The sequence below is a fragment of the Streptomyces sp. NBC_00483 genome (genome assembly GCF_036013745.1).
Lineage (GTDB): Bacteria > Actinomycetota > Actinomycetes > Streptomycetales > Streptomycetaceae > Streptomyces.
In genome coordinates, this window is record NZ_CP107880.1 from 6,889,263 (window position 1) to 6,905,700 (window position 16,438).

The following is a 16,438-nucleotide window of genomic DNA, read 5'->3' on the forward strand; positions in this document are numbered from 1 at the left end:
ACGATTAACCGATGAGCATGGACCTTGATGCCGTACTTGCAGACCCAGCAAGGTTGTTGACGGCCGACCGCGCCCAAGTGCGTGAACGGATCGCTGCCGAGCCTTCCGAGGAGGGGGCGGGCCGCGAGGTGTTCCTGCAGGCCGAGGCCATCTTCGGGAGCGCGGACGTGTCGGCAGCCGAGTTCGCCTCCTGGCTGCACTTCGCGGCGACGGCGACGGGTCACGACGAGTACGCCGCGCGAGTCCTGGCAGCCGAGCCGGGGATGCCGTGGCGTACGCGGTGGGCCTGGTGGCGGCCGGCCGGCTGGTTCGTTGCCCAACCCAGCCTGAACGGTGACTACTTCGAGGTGCGTTGCCGGCGCCAGGGGGCGGGCCTCGTCGAGGTGGTGGACCATCGGGGGTTGATCCGCCTCGACGGGGAGTCGGGACGCAGGGTGCCGGTGCCGCCGTTGGGCCGTGAAGGTGGGACGGGCGAGTCGGCGGTGCCTTTGGAGGAGCTCGGCCCGGCCGAGCTGTACCGATGGGATCTGACCGCACCGGAGAGCTGGCAGGCCGCCGTCGCGTGGTCTGTCGAGGAGGGGCGGGCGTGCCACCTCGTAGTGGACCCGCACGGCATCGCGATGCTCGAGACGGATGCGGAGGTGCTCCGGAACTGGCCGCAAAGCGCGGGTATCGACACCTCTTCGTCCACGTCGTTCGAGTTTTCCCAGAGTCCGCCGCTCGGCCCCGCCCCGCGGCGAAAGCGGCCCATGGGGCCGTTGACCGCCGCCCGAATCGACGACGCGTTCGGAGCGGGTAACGTGCTGCGCGTACCCGACAGCGCGCTTCCCGAGGCCCTGGAGCACCCGGAAAGCAGACGGCACTTGCGGGATGTGGGCATCCCCGCGCGGTGGGCGTGCCATGGGGTCGGGTTCACGGCGTACGCCCCCGAGGAACTGCGGCCCGCAACCACCGCTGATGATCTGCCGCAGGACCTGATCGGCTTCGGGACGTGCGACTACGGCGGTCTGTACGTACACGGTCGCGACGGCTCCGTACACATCCGGAGCCGACTGGAAGGACCGACGAACGGCACGCTCGTGCACCTGGCGCCGGATCTCGACGTCTTCACGCGTGTTCTGGAGGCGGTGTACCGCTACTCCAACGCCTGTTGGCACCCCTATCCGGTGAAGGGGGAACAGGAGACCGTGGCGCAGGAGTTCCTGGACGAACTGGAGGCGCTGGCACCGGGGTTCTTCGCCCCGCAGGCGCCCAGCGGTGTGTTGTGGAGCTGGATCTGGGCGGGCATCACCGAGCTCGACGTGGACGGCTTCTGAGGTCGGAGCCGGTTGAACACCTAGCCGACGTCGTGCGCGAAGGGTGGACCGCCCTGGCAAGTGGGGGAGTGCCGAGGATCCGCGCCGCCGAGATCGATCTGGACGTCCCGCCGGGGGCCCCGCGGGAAGTGCCCGGCAGGCCGGCCCTGTACGCGCTCGGGACCTGGAGCGGTGGTGTCATCGCCGTGCACGGGCTGACCGGAAGGGTCTACCGCCTGCCCGAGCGCGACGACTGGGACATGGCGGACCTGCTGGACGACGCCGCTGTGCCCGATGACGAACGGGTTCCGGACCGGGACGCGGGCGAGCGGAACGTCAACTACTAGCATCCGAACGTCATGGCGGAGAATCTGACGACCTCCGTCCGCCTCGTCACCGCGTGGGTGGCGCTGCGCCTGCACTTCCCGATGGCGTACACGAAGACCGAACTGACCGCTCTGCGGGACGAGATCGGCGACCCCCTCGGAGAGATCAGCGATCATGCCGTGTGCAGTTGGTGGACCGAGAACCTTCGGAGTCCGTAGGAATGGAGCTTCCCTTGTCCCTCGCGATACTGAACGACCCCGCCCCCGACGCCGTCGTCGCCCGGCTCCGCACCCCGTCCCAGGAGTGGGTGGAAGCGTGCACCGGTGAGCCCGGGACGTTCTTCCCGGTGATCGACATCGACAACGGTGGCTACCAGGGGAAGGGTGGCGTGGTCGGCTGGACGGCCGAGCCTGCCGAGATCTTCGCCGGTCACTACGGCAAGGACGACGTGATCCCCGCGTCCTGCGGCTGCATCGGCGTCTACGGCAGCGAGTACCACCTTATGGAGATGCCCACCGGCGAGATCTCGGTCTACGACCCCAACGGTTGGGACAGCGCCTCCGGCATGGCCTCCGCGCACGAGTTCGCCTCGGCCGCCCACGCGGGCGCCGCCATCGCGCTGCTCGCCGCCGTCGTCAAGGAACTGGACCGGCTCGATGACCTTGAGGACGAAGAGGTACGGGACGAGTCCCTGGAAGCCGCCCTCCAGGAGTTCGGCGACTTCGTGCAGGCGCTCCCGCGGGACCTCGATGGTGCCCACTTCTGGGAAGCGGCGACGGAGAGTCTCGTCGACCACTACGAGCCGTAGCCCCCGGATGAGGCTCGGGATGAGCCGCGTACCGCTGGTCGGTTAGGGTCGCGGGCATGACACGTACGGGTGGAGACGGCACCGGCCTGCAGTGGGAGGCGGACTTCTCGCGGAAGTGGGAGACCGAGCTTCCGCCGGAGGAGCGCGCGCTGGCCGAGGAGCGGGCGCGGGTCGCCGAGGTGGTACGGCGCGAGCGGCTGCGGGGGATCGTGTGCGCGGCCGTCTTCCTCGCGGCGGCCGTCGCCGCGCTCGTCGGTCAGGCCGTAGGGAGCGCAGGCGCGGTCGCGATCGGTGCCAACGCCCTTGGTGTGGCGGGCGGTTGCTACGCGCTGTGGCTCGCCGTGCGGGGAACGGGCGGCATGGAACGTACGGCCCTGTGGGTCATGGTCGGCGCGCTGCTGGTCATCGGGGTCGGTCAGGCGATCTGACCCACCTCCTGGTCTCGCCCGGCAGCCACCCATCCCTTCACGTCATCTTGCTCATGCTGGAGATCGTGCCTCCGCTGCCCGCCGCGAAGTCGACGTCGTTCTGTTCCTGGCGGATCAGCTGCTCGTTGAAGGACTCGTTCTCGTCGTGGTTCTTGGCCATCGCGCTGAGCGCGCCCCCGATGTTCGTCAGCTCCTGAGCCAGGTGCTTCATCGACTCGAACATTCCGGTCTGCAGACCCTCGTAGGCGATGCCGAACTTCTCGCCGATCTCGTCGTCGCCCCACGGCGGCATGTCCGCCTTGTCGGCGAAGCTGGTCAGGCCCTGGACGAAGCCCTCCACCTGGCCCTTCTCGGGGGCGGGGGCCTCGCCGCTGGTGGGGGCGCAGGCGTTCACGGAGGCGAGGCCGTTCTGCAGGGAGGCCGCCGCCTTGGCGAACGCGGTGCCCAGGTCCTGGAAGTTCGTGCCTTCGTCGGACAGGGTCGTTGTATCGGAACGGAATCCTTCGCGGGGCATGAGGGTCCTCTCGGGCTGCGGTCGACAGGGTCAGCAGGTCGGAAGGCCAGGGGCCAACAGGTCAGAGGGGCAGAGGGTCAGAACAGCCCGTGCCACATCTGCTCGATGATCACCGACCACCAGTTGCCGGCGTCGTCGAAGCACGTGGGGTCGAGCGCGATCAGGCGGGCCTGGAGGTCGGCGACCGTCGACCCCGCCTCGTACGGGTTCATGCCCACCATGAGCTCGCGCGTGGTGGCGAGCGTGGTGAGGCAGTGCGCGAAGGCGGCGACCGACGCGTTGACGTAACGGCCGCTGCCCGTCGTCGGGTTCGCCGCCCAAACGCTGCCGGCCTCCTGCTGCACCGTGATGACGTACTGGCCGTCCGTGCCGATGCGGGTGTGCGCGGAGAGGATGTCGGCGGCGGCGGGGGACAGCTCCGCACCGAGCTCCCGCAAGTGCGTCGCCGCGTCCACGAACAGCCCGCCGCGCGGCGGGCTCTCGGGCCGGTCCGCGGTGAAGAAGAAGCGGACGTCGGCGGGGAGCCCGGGGCTCGCGAGGGCGGCGCGCGCGGCGTCGGGGAGCGCGGCCGAAGCGAGCAGTTCCGTCCCGTAGCGCTGCACCGGAAGATTCCCCGGGAGCTCGGCCGGCAGCGTCGGCGCCGAGGCCGTCGGCGAGGGCAGCGGCACGCGGTGCGGGCGCGGCGGCGCCTGGCCCGCGAGCTGCGCCATCGACGCCACCCGCTCGGTCAGCGCGGCGACGCCCTCGGCGCGCTCGGCCGGGTCCCCGCCGTACGGGTGGCTGGAGGAGAGTGCCGCGCTCGGGAAACCGGCCCTGAGCGCGTTGAGCGTGTAGCCGCCCGGCAGGGAGCCGGGGCTGAGGTCGGTGTGAACCGCCACCACGTTGCTCGCGGGTACGTCCGCGGCGCGCAGGTCCGCCCACGCCTGGTACTCGACGTGCGGCAGGCCCGGGCCCGAGACACGCGTCAGGTACGTCTCCTCGCCGGTGCGCGGGTCGACGTACGTGAACACCGCGGTGTTGCCGGGGCCGGTGACGGCGGGGGAGCCGCCGCCGTCCGGCTGCGCGGCTTGCCGTTCGTCCTGGTCGTGCGTGGTCACGGCTGGGTCTCCCTCGGACGGGGTGGTAAACGGTCAAGGAAGGCGGAGCGTTGACCGCAAAGTCTAGTGCCGCCCGGTGACAGCGGGCCGGGAGTGGGCCGGAGAGGGCCGCGAGAGAGCCCCCGCCCCCGTCAACCCCGCCCCACCTGCCGCCGATACAGGCTGATCGCCGACTCCGGCGGAAAGTTCGGGACGTACATCGTCGAGCCGTCCGCCTTCGAGATGACCAGGTGGCTGCCTCCGTACGAAGGCGGCTCGGTCGGCGGGAAGGTCGCGTAGATCAGGAAGCCCAGGTCGAACTCCTGGACGTTGAGCGTCGCCGGGGTGCCGTCCGCGCACTGCGGCTGGAACGTCGTCCGGGCGATCGCGAGGGCCTCATCGGCGGTGCGCGGTGCGGTGGTCAACTTCCGTCTCCTCGGGTCTCGTTGCGCGTACGGCGCCGGGGATCGGATTCAACCGATCCCCGGCGCCGTACCGTACGCAAGAACTACACGCGCGTCAGCTGTGCCCATTGGTCGGCCGGCCCGGCCGACCAATGGCTCGCCGACTAATTGCTGCGCATCGGCAGCCAAGCCGTCTGCACCAGCTGCGCCCCACCCTTGCGGGTGACGAGCATGCCTCGGCCCTGCGGCAGCCGCTGCGGCTTGAGCGGGCCGAAGATCTGACCCTCGGCCGGGTCGCCGGACAGTACGAGACCCGTCGCGCCGAGCTCCTTCATGCGCTGCATGACCGGCTCGAAGGACGAACGCGCCGCACCGGAGGAGCTGCGCGCGACGATGACGCGCAGGCCCAGGTCGCGGGCGAACGGCAGGTACTCGAGCAGCGACTGGAGCGGGTTGCCCGAGCTGGTGGCCACCAGGTCGTAGTCGTCGACGATGATGAACGCGTCCGGCAGGTCGTACCACGAGCGGTTGCGCAGCTGCTCCGGCGTGACGTCCGGACCCGGCATACGGCGGCCCATGGAACCCGCGAGGCTCGTGACGACCTCCTGGAGCTGCGGTCCCGAAGCGCAGTACTTGTAGAGGTGCGACTCGGGCATCTCGCTCAGGTGCGCGCGCCGGTAGTCGCCGACGACGATGAGCGCCTTGTCGGTCGCGTACCGCTCGGAGATCTGCTTGGCGATCATGCGCAGCACCGCCGACTTACCGGACTCGGACTCTCCGTAGACCACCATCAGCGGGTCGGTCTCGAAGTCGATGAACGACGGCGAGAGCGTCGTCTCGTCGACACCGATCGCGACGCCCCGCTCGGGGAAGTCGCTGCCCTTGGGGACCTCGCTGATGTGCAGCTTGGTCGGCAGCATGCGCACCGGCGGGGCCGGCGGGCCCTGCCAGTGCTCGGAGATCGTCGTCACCATGTGCTCGATGGCCTGGCCGAGGGTCTCCACATCGGAGGCGGCGTCGATCCGGGGCAGGGCGCCGAGCGAGCTGAGCTTGTCCGGGGTCAGACCGCGACCGGGCATGCCGAGCGGCACGGCCTCCATCTTCTTGCGGTCGAACTCGGACTCCATCGGGTCACCGAGCTTGAGCTCCACACGGTTGAGGAGCTGGTCGCGCAGGGCGGGCCGGACCTCGGTGTAGCGGCCGGAGCCGATGATCAGGTGGACGCCGAAGCCGAGGCCGCGCGAGGCCAGGTCGAGGATGACCGGGTCGAGCTGCTCGTAGTCGGTCTTGAAGGCGGCCCAGCCGTCGATGATGAGGAAGACGTCGCCCCACCGCTGGTCCGGGTACCGCCCGGCGGCGCGCCGGGACCGGAACGTACCGATGGAGTCGATGTTGTTGGCGCGGAAGAACTCCTCGCGCTCGTTGAGGATCCCGCGCACCTCGGCGACCGTACGGCGGACCTTCTCGGAGTCGAGGCGGGAGGCGGCCCCGCCGACGTGCGGCAGGCCCTCCATCGCGAGCATGCCGCCGCCACCGAAGTCCAGGCAGTAGAACTGCACTTCGGACGGGGTGTGGGTGAGCGCGAACGAGGTCATGATCGACCGGATCAGCGTCGACTTGCCGGACTGCGGACCACCGACCACGAGACCGTGACCGGACGAACCGGAGAAGTCCAGGTACTGGATGTCGCGCCGCTGCTCGAACGGCTTGTCCACCAGCGCCATCGGCACGACCAGCTTGCCGAGCGCCGGGTAGTCGGCGGCGTGCAGGCCGCGCTCCGGAGTCGTCGACAGCGGCGGGAGCAGCGAGTCCACCGAAGGGGACTCCTCGAGCGGCGCCAGCCACACCTGGTGGGCGGGCGGACCCTGGCCGATCATGCGGGCCACGATCACGTCGAGGACGGTGTCCGCGAGCGCGTCGTCGACCTGGTCGGGAACGACCTCGGGCTCCGGCTCGTGAATGATCTGCTCGGCGACGGGCGCGGCCGTGAAGAGCACCGGCTGCCGGTGGGTGCGCGAGCCACCGCCACCGGAGCCGCCGGCGCGGTACACGCCACCGACGTACGCGGCCTTGAACTGGATCATCGTCTCGGTGTCGTACTTGAGGATGCCCGAGCCGGGGACGTTCGGCAGGTGGTACGCGTCGGGGACACCGATCGCGGTACGGGACTCGGCGGCCGAGAACGTACGCAGACCGATGCGGTACGACAGGAAGGTGTCGAGGCCGCGGAGCTTGCCCTCTTCCAGGCGCTGCGAGGCGAGCAGCATGTGCACACCCATGGACCGGCCGATGCGGCCGATCTGGATGAACATGTCGATGAAGTCGGGCCGGGCCGTGAGGAGTTCGGAGAACTCGTCGAGCACCATGACGAGGGACGGCAGCGGGTCCAGCGGGGCGCCGGCCGCACGGGCCTTCTCGTAGTCGGTGATGTTCGCGTAGTTGCCCGCCGAGCGGAGCAGCTCCTGGCGGCGCTGGAGCTCACCGGTGATCGAGTCGCGCATGCGGTCGATCAGGGTGAGGTCGTCGGCCAGGTTGGTGATCACGGCGGCGACGTGCGGGAGTTCGGACATGCCCGCGAAGGTCGCGCCGCCCTTGAAGTCGGCGAGGATGAAGTTCAGCGTCTCCGAGGAGTGCGTCACCGAGAGCGCGAGCACGAGCGTGCGGAGCACCTCGGACTTACCGGAACCGGTGGCGCCGACGCACAGGCCGTGCGGGCCCATGCCCTCCTGGGAGGCCTCCTTGATGTCGAGCATGACCGGCTGCCCGTCGCGGTCCACACCGAGCGGCACACGCAGCCGCTCGTGCAGCGTGCGGGGCCGCCAGGTGCGCCCGACGTCCACCGAACCGGCGTCGCCGATGCCCATCAGCTCGGTGAAGTCCAGGTTGGCGAGGAGCGGTTCGTCGCCGTCCGCCGAACCGGCGCGCAGCGGCGCGAGCTGGCGCGCCAGCGCCTCGGCCTCGGTGAGCGACAGGGTGTCGCAGGTGCCGGTGTACTGGGTGCCGCCCTGCGACTCGAGCAGCAGGCTGTCCGGCTGGACCTGCACGGACAGCGAGCCGCGCAGCTCCTCGACGATGCCGGGGACCACCTCGATGATGGTGACGCCCTGCAGGCCCTCGGCGCCCGCGATGAGCGAGTCGTCGGGGATGTCTCCGCCGTCCATGACGACGACGAGGTGCGGCTGGTCGACGACCGGTGCGCCCTGCGGGTTGAACCGGCCGCGGCCCTCCAGCTCGTCGGCGAGCATCTCTTCGACCTCACCGAGGTCGCCCACGATCACGCGCTGGGAGCCCGCGCCGTCGGTGCTGCTGTGCTGCACGTGCGGCAGCCACTTCGTCCACTCCCACTCGGCCATCGCGCCGGGCGACGCGACGACGACGACCCGCAGGTCCTCGGGCGAGTGCAGGGTGCACAGTTGGGCGATCATCGCCCGGGCGGCCCCGTACGTGGTGTCCGGATCACCGGAGACGCTCACGTGGTAGAAGGAGCGCAGCGACACGGCCAACGGCAGTGCGTCCAGCGTGCCGTGGGTCTCCAGGAACGACTTCATCGCGTGCGCGGTGAGCGGTTCCAGCTCGTCGAGCGGCGCAGTCTCGGGCGCCATCAAGGGAGTTGCCAGCTGCTGCGGGCCGAGCCCGAGCCGCACCTGAGTGAAGTCCGAGTCGCTGCCGCGCCGTTCCCACACCCGGCGGCCCTCGGCGACCAGCGCCCACAGCTGCTCGGGGTTGGGGTGCAGGAAGTACTGTCCGTCCCGCTGCATGCGCGCGGTGGTGCGCACGTCACGCCGGATCTGGGTCAAGTACTTGAGGTAGTCCTGGCGTTCCTGAGCCATCTCGGCCCCGCCGCCCTGCCGGGCCTTGACCAACTGCGTCAGCGCCATGGCCAGGGTGGAGACGATCATGACGCCACCCATGATCTTCATGATCGACTGGCCGGACGTGAAGAAGAACGCCGACGACGTGCCCATGCCCAGCATGGGCAGCAGGCTCATCATGAGGTTCTGGTCCTCGGCCCGCGCCAGCTCCGGCGGCGGCTCGAGACGCACCTCGTCCGTCGGTACGTCGGGTGGCAACACCCGAGGCGGTCGCTTGACGATGACCACGCTCACCGAAGCACCAGTCCTTAAATCTTCAGTCGTCGATCAGTTCAGCGCGCACGGATGTCGTGCACGTCGGGACATGTCGGACCGCCCCCGTTACTGGCGGTTCCCCCAGGCCGAAGGCAAAGAGCTCCGGCGTGCCCGGTGATCCTACTGACTCTCGTCAAGTGCCGGGGCCTGTGGGGTGAGATGGGCTCAGGACGCTACGCTGTCGCACCGCGCGTGACGCCGTCCGGACGCCGCGCCGCCGCACCGATGCCACACCAAGTCATGACATTAGGGGGAACCGCGAGGTGAGCACCACAGCTCTTGCCGGAGGCGGAACCGGCTTCTGCCGGGTCACCGTCGCCGCACCGGACGCACGTATCGATGTGGCCCTGCCCGAGGACGCGGCTCTGGCCGACATCTACCCGGAGATCCTCCAGCTCTCCGGGCAGAGCCAGGCCGAGGGCGACCCCACCGGGTACCACCTGGTCCGCCGGGACGGCACCGTCCTCGACGCCGGCCGCTCGCTCGCGGACCAGCGGGTCCTCGACGGCGACGTGCTGATGCTGCGCCCGTTCTCCGAGTCGCTGCCCGCCGCCGTGTTCGACGACGTCTCCGACGCGGTCGCCTCCGCCGTGCGCCGCGACCGGCGCCGCTGGAGCGACGACCTGATGAGCGTCGTCGGTCTCGGCGCGGGCGTCCTGCTGCTGTCGCTGATGGCGTTCGCGCTCTGGTTCTCGAACCCGATCAAGCGCGACATGCACAGCCTGCCCGGCATCATCGCCGGTGTCGTCGGCGTGCTGCTCGTGGCCCTCTCCGTGGTCCGTGCGCGGGTGTACGACGACCGTGCCGCGTCCACCTCGCTGGGTCTCGCCGCCCTGCCGCACCTGCTGATCGCGGGCTCGGGGATCTTCCCGACCGGTGCCGACTCGGGCCCGGGCCGGCTGCAGCTGCTGTCCGGCTGTGTCGTGGTGCTGATCGCCTCCGCGCTGCTCGTGGTGCTGCTGCCGCACGGCGACGCCGTCTTCGTCGCGGCGGCCCTCGGCTCGGCCATCGGCGCCCTGGCCACGTTCGGCGCGCTGATGACCGAGGCCTCGCCGAGCGAGGTCGCCGGCGTCACCGCGGTCGTCGCGATCATCGCGCTGGCCTGGCTGCCCGGCATGTCCGCCCGCTCCGCCCGGCTGCCCATCGGTTACCGCTCGCCGGACCAGATCTCCCAGGGCCGCGACTACGGGCGCGACGAGGAAGAGCACATCGACTTCGACCGCATCGGTGCCCAGGTCCGCCGCGCCCACGAGCTGCTCCTCGGCCTCGTCATCGGCTGCGCGGCGCTCGCCGTCGCCTCGGCCGGTGTGGTCCTCGGCTTCTCCGACGACGTCTGGGCGCAGCTGCTCGCCCTGGCCGCCGGTATCGCCCTCATGCTGCGCGCCCGTCTGTTCGACTACACCGCGCAGGTCGCGTCCCTGGTCGTGGGCGGCCTGGTGATTCTCGGTCTGCTGATCCTCGGCGTGACCCTGAACACCCCGCACGCCCTGCTCCAGAGCTTCATCCAGGGCGACAGCGCCCCGCTCAACATCCACATCCTCTGGTTCGCCGCCGCGATCGGCGGGGGAGCGGCCCTGCTCGTGATCGTCGGCCTGTCCGTGCCGCGCAAGGGCGTCTCCCCGTTCTGGGGTCGCATGCTCGACCTGTTCGACGGCTTCGTGCTGCTGACCCTCGTACCGCTGTGCCTCGCGGTGCTCGGCCTCTACACGCAGGTGCGCAGCATGGTCAGCTGATCCGGTGCCCGGTCGGCCGTCGTCAGGACGGCCGCCGGGCGGCTGGTACGCTGTGTGACGGCCGTTTGTGTACGCGCCCCCGGCATTGCAGGACATTCCTGGGGGCAGCGCCCAGCGGATCCCCGCCTCCCGAGTTGTGGAAGCTCTCCTGAGATTTAGACCAGGGGCACTCGGCGGCAATCAGACTCTACGAGGAGTAAGCGTGGCTCTCGACACCGCTACGAAGAAGCAGATCATGACCGAGTTCGGCACCAAGGAGGGCGACACCGGCTCTCCCGAGGTCCAGGTCGCCATGCTCTCCCGCCGCATCTCGGACCTGACCGAGCACCTCAAGACGCACAAGCACGACCACCACTCGCGTCGTGGCCTGCTCATCCTGGTCGGTCAGCGTCGCCGCCTGCTGCAGTACCTGGCCAAGAAGGACATCCAGCGCTTCCGTGTGCTGGTCGAGCGCCTCGGCATCCGCCGCGGTGCGGCCGGCGCCCGATAAAGACGCTGTGAGAGGGGGCGGTTCCCGATTGAGGGGGCCGCTCCCTTTGCCGTACGTGCGCACTGTCGCCGAGGCTTTGTAGTCTGGTGACGTACGACTACGCATATGAGGAGAAGCGCCACCTCGCCGCCGCCGGTCCTCGGTAGTGGCCCCCGGAGACGCAAGAGGATCCCCGGGAGCTTCGATCGAAGACCGGCCCGCACTCAAGGCACGCTTCTCCGTTCGTCCCTCGGCCACACGGGCCGTGCTGGACAAAAGACGCATTCAGACGAAAGTAAACGGAGAAAACGCTAGTGGAGAACGAGACCCACTACGCCGAGGCCGTCATTGACAACGGCTCCTTCGGCACCCGCACCATCCGCTTCGAGACGGGCCGTCTGGCCCGCCAGGCCGCCGGCTCCGCCGTCGCCTACCTCGACGACGACACCATGGTGCTCTCGGCCACCTCGGCCTCGAAGAACCCCAAGGACAACCTCGACTTCTTCCCCCTCACGGTGGACGTCGAGGAGCGGCAGTACGCGGCCGGCAAGATCCCCGGCAGCTTCTTCCGCCGCGAGGGCCGGCCCTCCGAGGACGCGATCCTCACCTGCCGCCTCATCGACCGCCCGCTGCGCCCGTCCTTCAAGAAGGGCCTGCGCAACGAGATCCAGGTCGTCGCCACGATCATGGCGCTCAACCCCGACCACCTGTACGACGTCGTGGCGATCAACGCCGCGTCCGCGTCCACGCAGCTGGCCGGTCTGCCCTTCTCCGGCCCGGTCGGCGGCGTCCGCGTCGCGCTGATCAACGGCCAGTGGGTCGCGTTCCCGACGCACACCGAGCTCGAGGACGCCGTCTTCGACATGGTCGTCGCCGGTCGCGTCCTCGAGGACGGCGACGTCGCGATCATGATGGTCGAGGCCGAGGCCACCGACAAGACCATCCAGCTGGTCAAGGGCGGCGCCGAGGCGCCGACCGAGGAGGTCGTCGCCGCCGGTCTGGACGCCGCGAAGCCCTTCATCAAGGTCCTCTGCAAGGCCCAGTCGGACCTCGCCGCGAAGGCCGCCAAGCCGACCGCCGAGTTCCCGATCTTCCTGGACTACCAGGACGACGTGTTCGAGGCCCTGACCTCCGCGGTCAAGACCGAGCTCTCCGCCGCCCTCACCATCGCGGGCAAGCAGGAGCGCGAGGCCGAGCTGGACCGCGTCAAGGGTCTGGCCGCCGAGAAGCTCCTCCCGGAGTTCGAGGGCCGCGAGAAGGAGATCTCCGCCGCGTACCGCTCGCTGACCAAGTCCCTGGTCCGTGAGCGCGTCATCAAGGAGAAGAAGCGCATCGACGGCCGCGGTGTCACCGACATCCGCACCCTGGCCGCCGAGGTCGAGGCCATCCCGCGCGTGCACGGCTCGGCCCTGTTCGAGCGTGGCGAGACCCAGATCCTGGGCGTCACCACGCTGAACATGCTGCGCATGGAGCAGCAGCTGGACACCCTTTCGCCGGTGACCCGCAAGCGCTACATGCACAACTACAACTTCCCGCCGTACTCCGTCGGTGAGACGGGCCGCGTGGGCTCCCCGAAGCGCCGCGAGATCGGCCACGGCGCGCTCGCCGAGCGCGCGATCGTGCCGGTCCTGCCGACGCGCGAGGAGTTCCCCTACGCGATCCGCCAGGTCTCCGAGGCGCTGGGCTCCAACGGCTCGACGTCCATGGGCTCGGTCTGCGCCTCCACCATGTCGCTGCTGAACGCCGGTGTGCCGCTGAAGGCCCCCGTCGCCGGTATCGCCATGGGCCTGATCTCGCAGGAGATCAAGGGCGAGACGCACTACGTCGCCCTCACCGACATCCTCGGTGCGGAGGACGCCTTCGGTGACATGGACTTCAAGGTCGCCGGCACCAAGGAGTTCGTGACCGCGCTCCAGCTGGACACGAAGCTCGACGGCATCCCGGCCTCCGTCCTGGCCGCCGCCCTCAAGCAGGCCCGTGACGCCCGCCTCCACATCCTCGACGTGATGATGGAAGCGATCGACGTCCCGGACGAGATGTCCCCGAACGCCCCGCGGATCATCACGGTCAAGATCCCCGTGGACAAGATCGGTGAGGTCATCGGCCCGAAGGGCAAGATGATCAACCAGATCCAGGAGGACACCGGCGCCGACATCACGATCGAGGACGACGGCACCATCTACATCGGTGCCCAGCAGGGTTCGCAGGCCGAGGCCGCCCGCGCCACGATCAACGGCATCGCCAACCCGACCATGCCGGAGGTCGGCGAGCGCTACCTGGGCACCGTCGTGAAGACGACGACCTTCGGCGCGTTCGTCTCGCTCATGCCGGGCAAGGACGGTCTGCTGCACATCTCGCAGATCCGCAAGCTCGCCGGCGGCAAGCGCGTGGAGAACGTCGAGGACGTCGTCGGCGTGGGCCAGAAGGTCCAGGTCGAGATCGCCGAGATCGACTCCCGCGGCAAGCTCTCCCTGATCCCCGTGGTCGAGGGCGAAGAGGGCGACGAGGCGAAGGACGACACCGACAAGTGACGTCCCGTAGCACCCAGGCGACGGCCCGCACCTCTTCGGAGGGGCGGGCCGTCGCCCGTACCCAAACCCTCATCAAGGGCACGAGCGGCATCGGCACGGTCCGCAAGACGACGCTGCCGAACGGCCTGCGCATCGTCACCGAGACCCTCCCCTCGGTCCGCTCGGCCACCTTCGGCATCTGGGCGCACGTCGGCTCGCGCGACGAGACACCGACGCTGAACGGTGCGACGCACTACTTGGAGCACCTGCTCTTCAAGGGCACCAAGAAGCGCAGCGCACTGGACATCTCGGCCGCGATAGACGCGGTCGGCGGCGAGATGAACGCCTTCACGGCGAAGGAGTTCACGTGCTACTACGCGCGCGTGCTCGACACCGACCTGCCGCTCGCCATCGACGTCGTCTGCGACATGCTGACCGGCTCGCTCATCGAGGAGGAGGACGTCGACGCGGAGCGCGGCGTGATCCTCGAAGAGATCGCGATGACCGAGGACGACGCGGGTGACGTCGTGCACGACCTGTTCGCGCACACGATGCTCGGCGACACCCCGCTCGGCCGCCCGGTCCTCGGCTCGGTCGACACGGTCAACGCGCTCAGCCGGGGCCAGATCACGCGCTTCTACAAGAAGCACTACGACCCGACGCACCTGGTCGTGGCCGCGGCGGGCAACGTCGACCACAACAAGGTCGTACGCCAGGTCCGCGCAGCCTTCGACAAGGCGGGCGCACCGCAGGGCCCCGCCGCGCCGGTCGCCCCGCGCGCCGGCCGCAAGACCCTGCGCGCCGCCGGACGCATGGAGCTCCTCGGCCGCAAGACCGAGCAGGCCCACGTCATCCTCGGCATGCCGGGCCTCGCCCGTACGGATGACCGCCGCTGGGCCATGGGCGTGCTCAACACGGCGCTCGGCGGCGGCATGTCGTCCCGCCTGTTCCAGGAGGTCCGGGAGAAGCGCGGATTGGCGTACAGCGTGTACTCATACACGTCGGGCTTCGCCGACTGCGGCCTCTTCGGCGTCTACGCGGGCTGCCGGCCGAGCCAGGTGCACGACGTGCTGAAGATCTGCCGCGACGAGCTGGACCACGTCGCGCAGCACGGCATCAGCGACGACGAGATCGGCCGTGCCATCGGCCAGCTCGCCGGTTCCACGGTCCTCGGCCTCGAGGACACCGGGGCGCTCATGCACCGCATCGGCAAGAGCGAGCTGTGCTGGGGCGAGCAGATGTCGGTCGACGCGATGCTGGAGCGCATCTCGGCGGTGACCCCGGACGAGGTGCGCGCGGTCGCACGCGACATCCTGGGACAGCGCCCGTCCCTGTCGGTCATCGGCCCGCTCAAGGACAAGCAGGCATCGCGCCTGCACGAAGCGGTCGCGTAACACCGCTTCCGTACGCATTTCAGTACGCATGCCGGTACGCATGTCAGTACGCACCGAAGGAACTGGGAGATCATGAGCAAGCTGCGCGTGGCGGTCATCGGGGCCAAGGGCCGCATCGGCTCCGAGGCCGTACGGGCCGTCGAGGCGGCCGAGGACATGGAGCTGGTCGCGGCCCTCGGCCGTGGCGACAAGCTGGACGTCCTCGTCGAGTCCGGCGCCCAGGTCGCGGTCGAACTGACCACGCCCGACTCGGTGATGGAGAACCTGGAGTTCTGTGCACGCCACGGAATCCACGCCGTCGTCGGCACCACGGGCTGGACGGACGAGCGCCTCGCGCAGCTGAACCAGTGGCTGGCGGACTCCCCGCAGACGGGCGTGCTCATCGCCCCGAACTTCTCCATCGGCGCGGTCCTGACCATGAAGTTCGCGGAGGCGGCAGCGCCCTACTTCGAGTCCGTCGAGGTCATCGAGCTGCACCACCCGAAGAAGGTCGACGCCCCGTCCGGCACGGCCGCCCGCACCGCCCAGTTGATCGCCGCGGCGCGGGAGAAGGCGGGCAGCGCCCCCGCGCCCGACGCCACGGCCACAGCGCTCGACGGAGCGCGCGGCGCGGACGTCGACGGCGTTCCGGTCCACTCGGTCCGCCTGCGCGGCCTCCTGGCGCACCAGGAGGTCCTCCTGGGCGCCGAGGGCGAGACGCTCACGGTCCGGCACGACTCGCTGCACCACAGCAGCTTCATGCCGGGCATCCTGCTCGGCGCCCGCAAGGTCGTATCGACCCCCGGCCTCACCTTCGGCCTGGAACACTTCCTCGATCTGAACGGCTGACCTGCTGTGATGCGCGCGAAAATCACCTACGCCGTCACGGCCGTCGTCCTGGTCTTCTACTTCGTCCTGGCCGGCGACCGGGGCGTGATGCTCCTCCAGCAGGGCACGCTGCTCACGATCACCTTCGGTGTCGCGGTGCTGATCCTGCCGGTGATCGGCGTGTGGTTCCTGTGGGCGAACACCAGGTTCGTCACCAAGGCCAACCGGCTCGGCGAACTCCTGGAGTCGGAGGGCGGCCTGCCCGTCGACGAGCTCCGCCGCGACCAGTACGGCCGGATCGACCGCGACTCCGCCGACGAGGTCTTCGCCAAACGGAAGGCCGAGACGGAGGACGAGCCGGGGGACTGGCGCTGCTGGTTCCGCCTCGCCGTCGCCTACCGCGACGCACGGGACACCCCGCGCGCGCGGAAGGCGATGCAGCGCGCGATCGCACTCCATGAAGGCCGCTCCGTAGGAGTCTGAACCACGGCCGGTACTCATCCACGTACGACGAAGGGGCCGCACCAGCACGATGCTGGTGCGGCC

Annotated in this window: 15 protein-coding genes; 11 read left to right on the forward strand and 4 right to left on the reverse strand. The window is 69.8% G+C overall.

From position 1 onward, the window contains the following. Positions 1 to 77 precede the first annotated feature (77 nt). From OHA73_RS31040 to OHA73_RS31060, 5 genes are all read left to right on the forward strand, one after another. On the forward strand, positions 78 to 1,316 hold the full coding sequence (locus tag OHA73_RS31040; RefSeq protein ID WP_327656668.1) for an SUKH-4 family immunity protein: 1,239 nt from the start codon (positions 78 to 80) through the stop codon (positions 1,314 to 1,316). A gap of 68 nt (positions 1,317 to 1,384) precedes the next feature. Further along, positions 1,385 to 1,642 carry a hypothetical protein gene (locus OHA73_RS31045; RefSeq protein ID WP_267068969.1) on the forward strand — a complete coding sequence of 86 codons (258 nt, stop codon included), beginning with the start codon at positions 1,385 to 1,387 and terminating at the stop codon, positions 1,640 to 1,642. Between the two features lie 12 nt (positions 1,643 to 1,654). Beyond that, on the forward strand, positions 1,655 to 1,840 hold the full coding sequence (locus tag OHA73_RS31050) for a hypothetical protein (RefSeq protein ID WP_327656669.1): 186 nt from the start codon (positions 1,655 to 1,657) through the stop codon (positions 1,838 to 1,840). A gap of 14 nt (positions 1,841 to 1,854) precedes the next feature. Further along, on the forward strand, positions 1,855 to 2,430 hold the full coding sequence (locus tag OHA73_RS31055; protein WP_327656670.1) for a hypothetical protein: 576 nt from the start codon (positions 1,855 to 1,857) through the stop codon (positions 2,428 to 2,430). A 56-nt stretch (positions 2,431 to 2,486) separates the two neighbouring features. After that, on the forward strand, positions 2,487 to 2,858 hold the full coding sequence (locus OHA73_RS31060; RefSeq protein ID WP_327656671.1) for a hypothetical protein: 372 nt from the start codon (positions 2,487 to 2,489) through the stop codon (positions 2,856 to 2,858). Positions 2,859 to 2,895: 37 nt separating this feature from the next. On the opposite strand, the gene OHA73_RS31065 is transcribed toward OHA73_RS31060, so the two are convergent. The 4 genes from OHA73_RS31065 to eccCa all read right to left on the reverse strand — a co-directional run bounded on the left by OHA73_RS31065 (position 2,896) and on the right by eccCa (position 8,958). Further along, positions 2,896 to 3,372 carry a hypothetical protein gene (locus tag OHA73_RS31065; RefSeq protein ID WP_266714885.1) on the reverse strand — a complete coding sequence of 159 codons (477 nt, stop codon included), beginning with the start codon at positions 3,370 to 3,372 and terminating at the stop codon, positions 2,896 to 2,898. A gap of 77 nt (positions 3,373 to 3,449) precedes the next feature. After that, entirely contained in the window at positions 3,450 to 4,469 is a 1,020-nt protein-coding gene (locus tag OHA73_RS31070) for an SUKH-4 family immunity protein (RefSeq protein ID WP_327656672.1), read from the reverse strand. A 131-nt stretch (positions 4,470 to 4,600) separates the two neighbouring features. Then, positions 4,601 to 4,873, reverse strand: a complete 273-nt coding sequence (locus OHA73_RS31075) for a hypothetical protein (RefSeq protein ID WP_266714887.1) — start codon at positions 4,871 to 4,873, stop codon at positions 4,601 to 4,603. A gap of 143 nt (positions 4,874 to 5,016) precedes the next feature. Continuing rightward, complete coding sequence (eccCa, locus tag OHA73_RS31080; protein WP_267068965.1) at positions 5,017 to 8,958, reverse strand: type VII secretion protein EccCa; 3,942 nt, start codon at positions 8,956 to 8,958, stop codon at positions 5,017 to 5,019. 284 nt (positions 8,959 to 9,242) lie between these two features. On the opposite strand from eccCa, the gene eccD reads away from it, so the two are divergent. The 6 genes from eccD (at position 9,243) to OHA73_RS31110 (ending at position 16,375) form a co-directional block, all read left to right on the forward strand. Further along, a complete protein-coding gene (eccD, locus tag OHA73_RS31085; protein WP_266714889.1) occupies positions 9,243 to 10,712 on the forward strand; it encodes a type VII secretion integral membrane protein EccD in 1,470 nt (489 codons plus the stop codon). A 202-nt stretch (positions 10,713 to 10,914) separates the two neighbouring features. Further along, positions 10,915 to 11,202, forward strand: coding sequence for a 30S ribosomal protein S15 (rpsO, locus tag OHA73_RS31090; RefSeq protein WP_266714890.1), 288 nt, complete (start codon positions 10,915 to 10,917; stop codon positions 11,200 to 11,202). Between the two features lie 293 nt (positions 11,203 to 11,495). Further along, complete coding sequence (locus OHA73_RS31095) at positions 11,496 to 13,712, forward strand: polyribonucleotide nucleotidyltransferase (protein WP_267068964.1); 2,217 nt, start codon at positions 11,496 to 11,498, stop codon at positions 13,710 to 13,712. Next, positions 13,709 to 15,085, forward strand: a complete 1,377-nt coding sequence (locus OHA73_RS31100; protein WP_266714892.1) for a M16 family metallopeptidase — start codon at positions 13,709 to 13,711, stop codon at positions 15,083 to 15,085. The genes OHA73_RS31095 and OHA73_RS31100 overlap by 4 nt, the downstream gene beginning before the upstream one ends. A gap of 72 nt (positions 15,086 to 15,157) precedes the next feature. Beyond that, on the forward strand, positions 15,158 to 15,913 hold the full coding sequence (dapB, locus tag OHA73_RS31105; RefSeq protein WP_266714893.1) for a 4-hydroxy-tetrahydrodipicolinate reductase: 756 nt from the start codon (positions 15,158 to 15,160) through the stop codon (positions 15,911 to 15,913). A gap of 9 nt (positions 15,914 to 15,922) precedes the next feature. After that, the gene (locus tag OHA73_RS31110; RefSeq protein ID WP_266714894.1) at positions 15,923 to 16,375 is read left to right on the forward strand and encodes a tetratricopeptide repeat protein; all 453 of its coding nucleotides are present in this window, start codon (positions 15,923 to 15,925) and stop codon (positions 16,373 to 16,375) included. Positions 16,376 to 16,438: the final 63 nt, after the last annotated feature.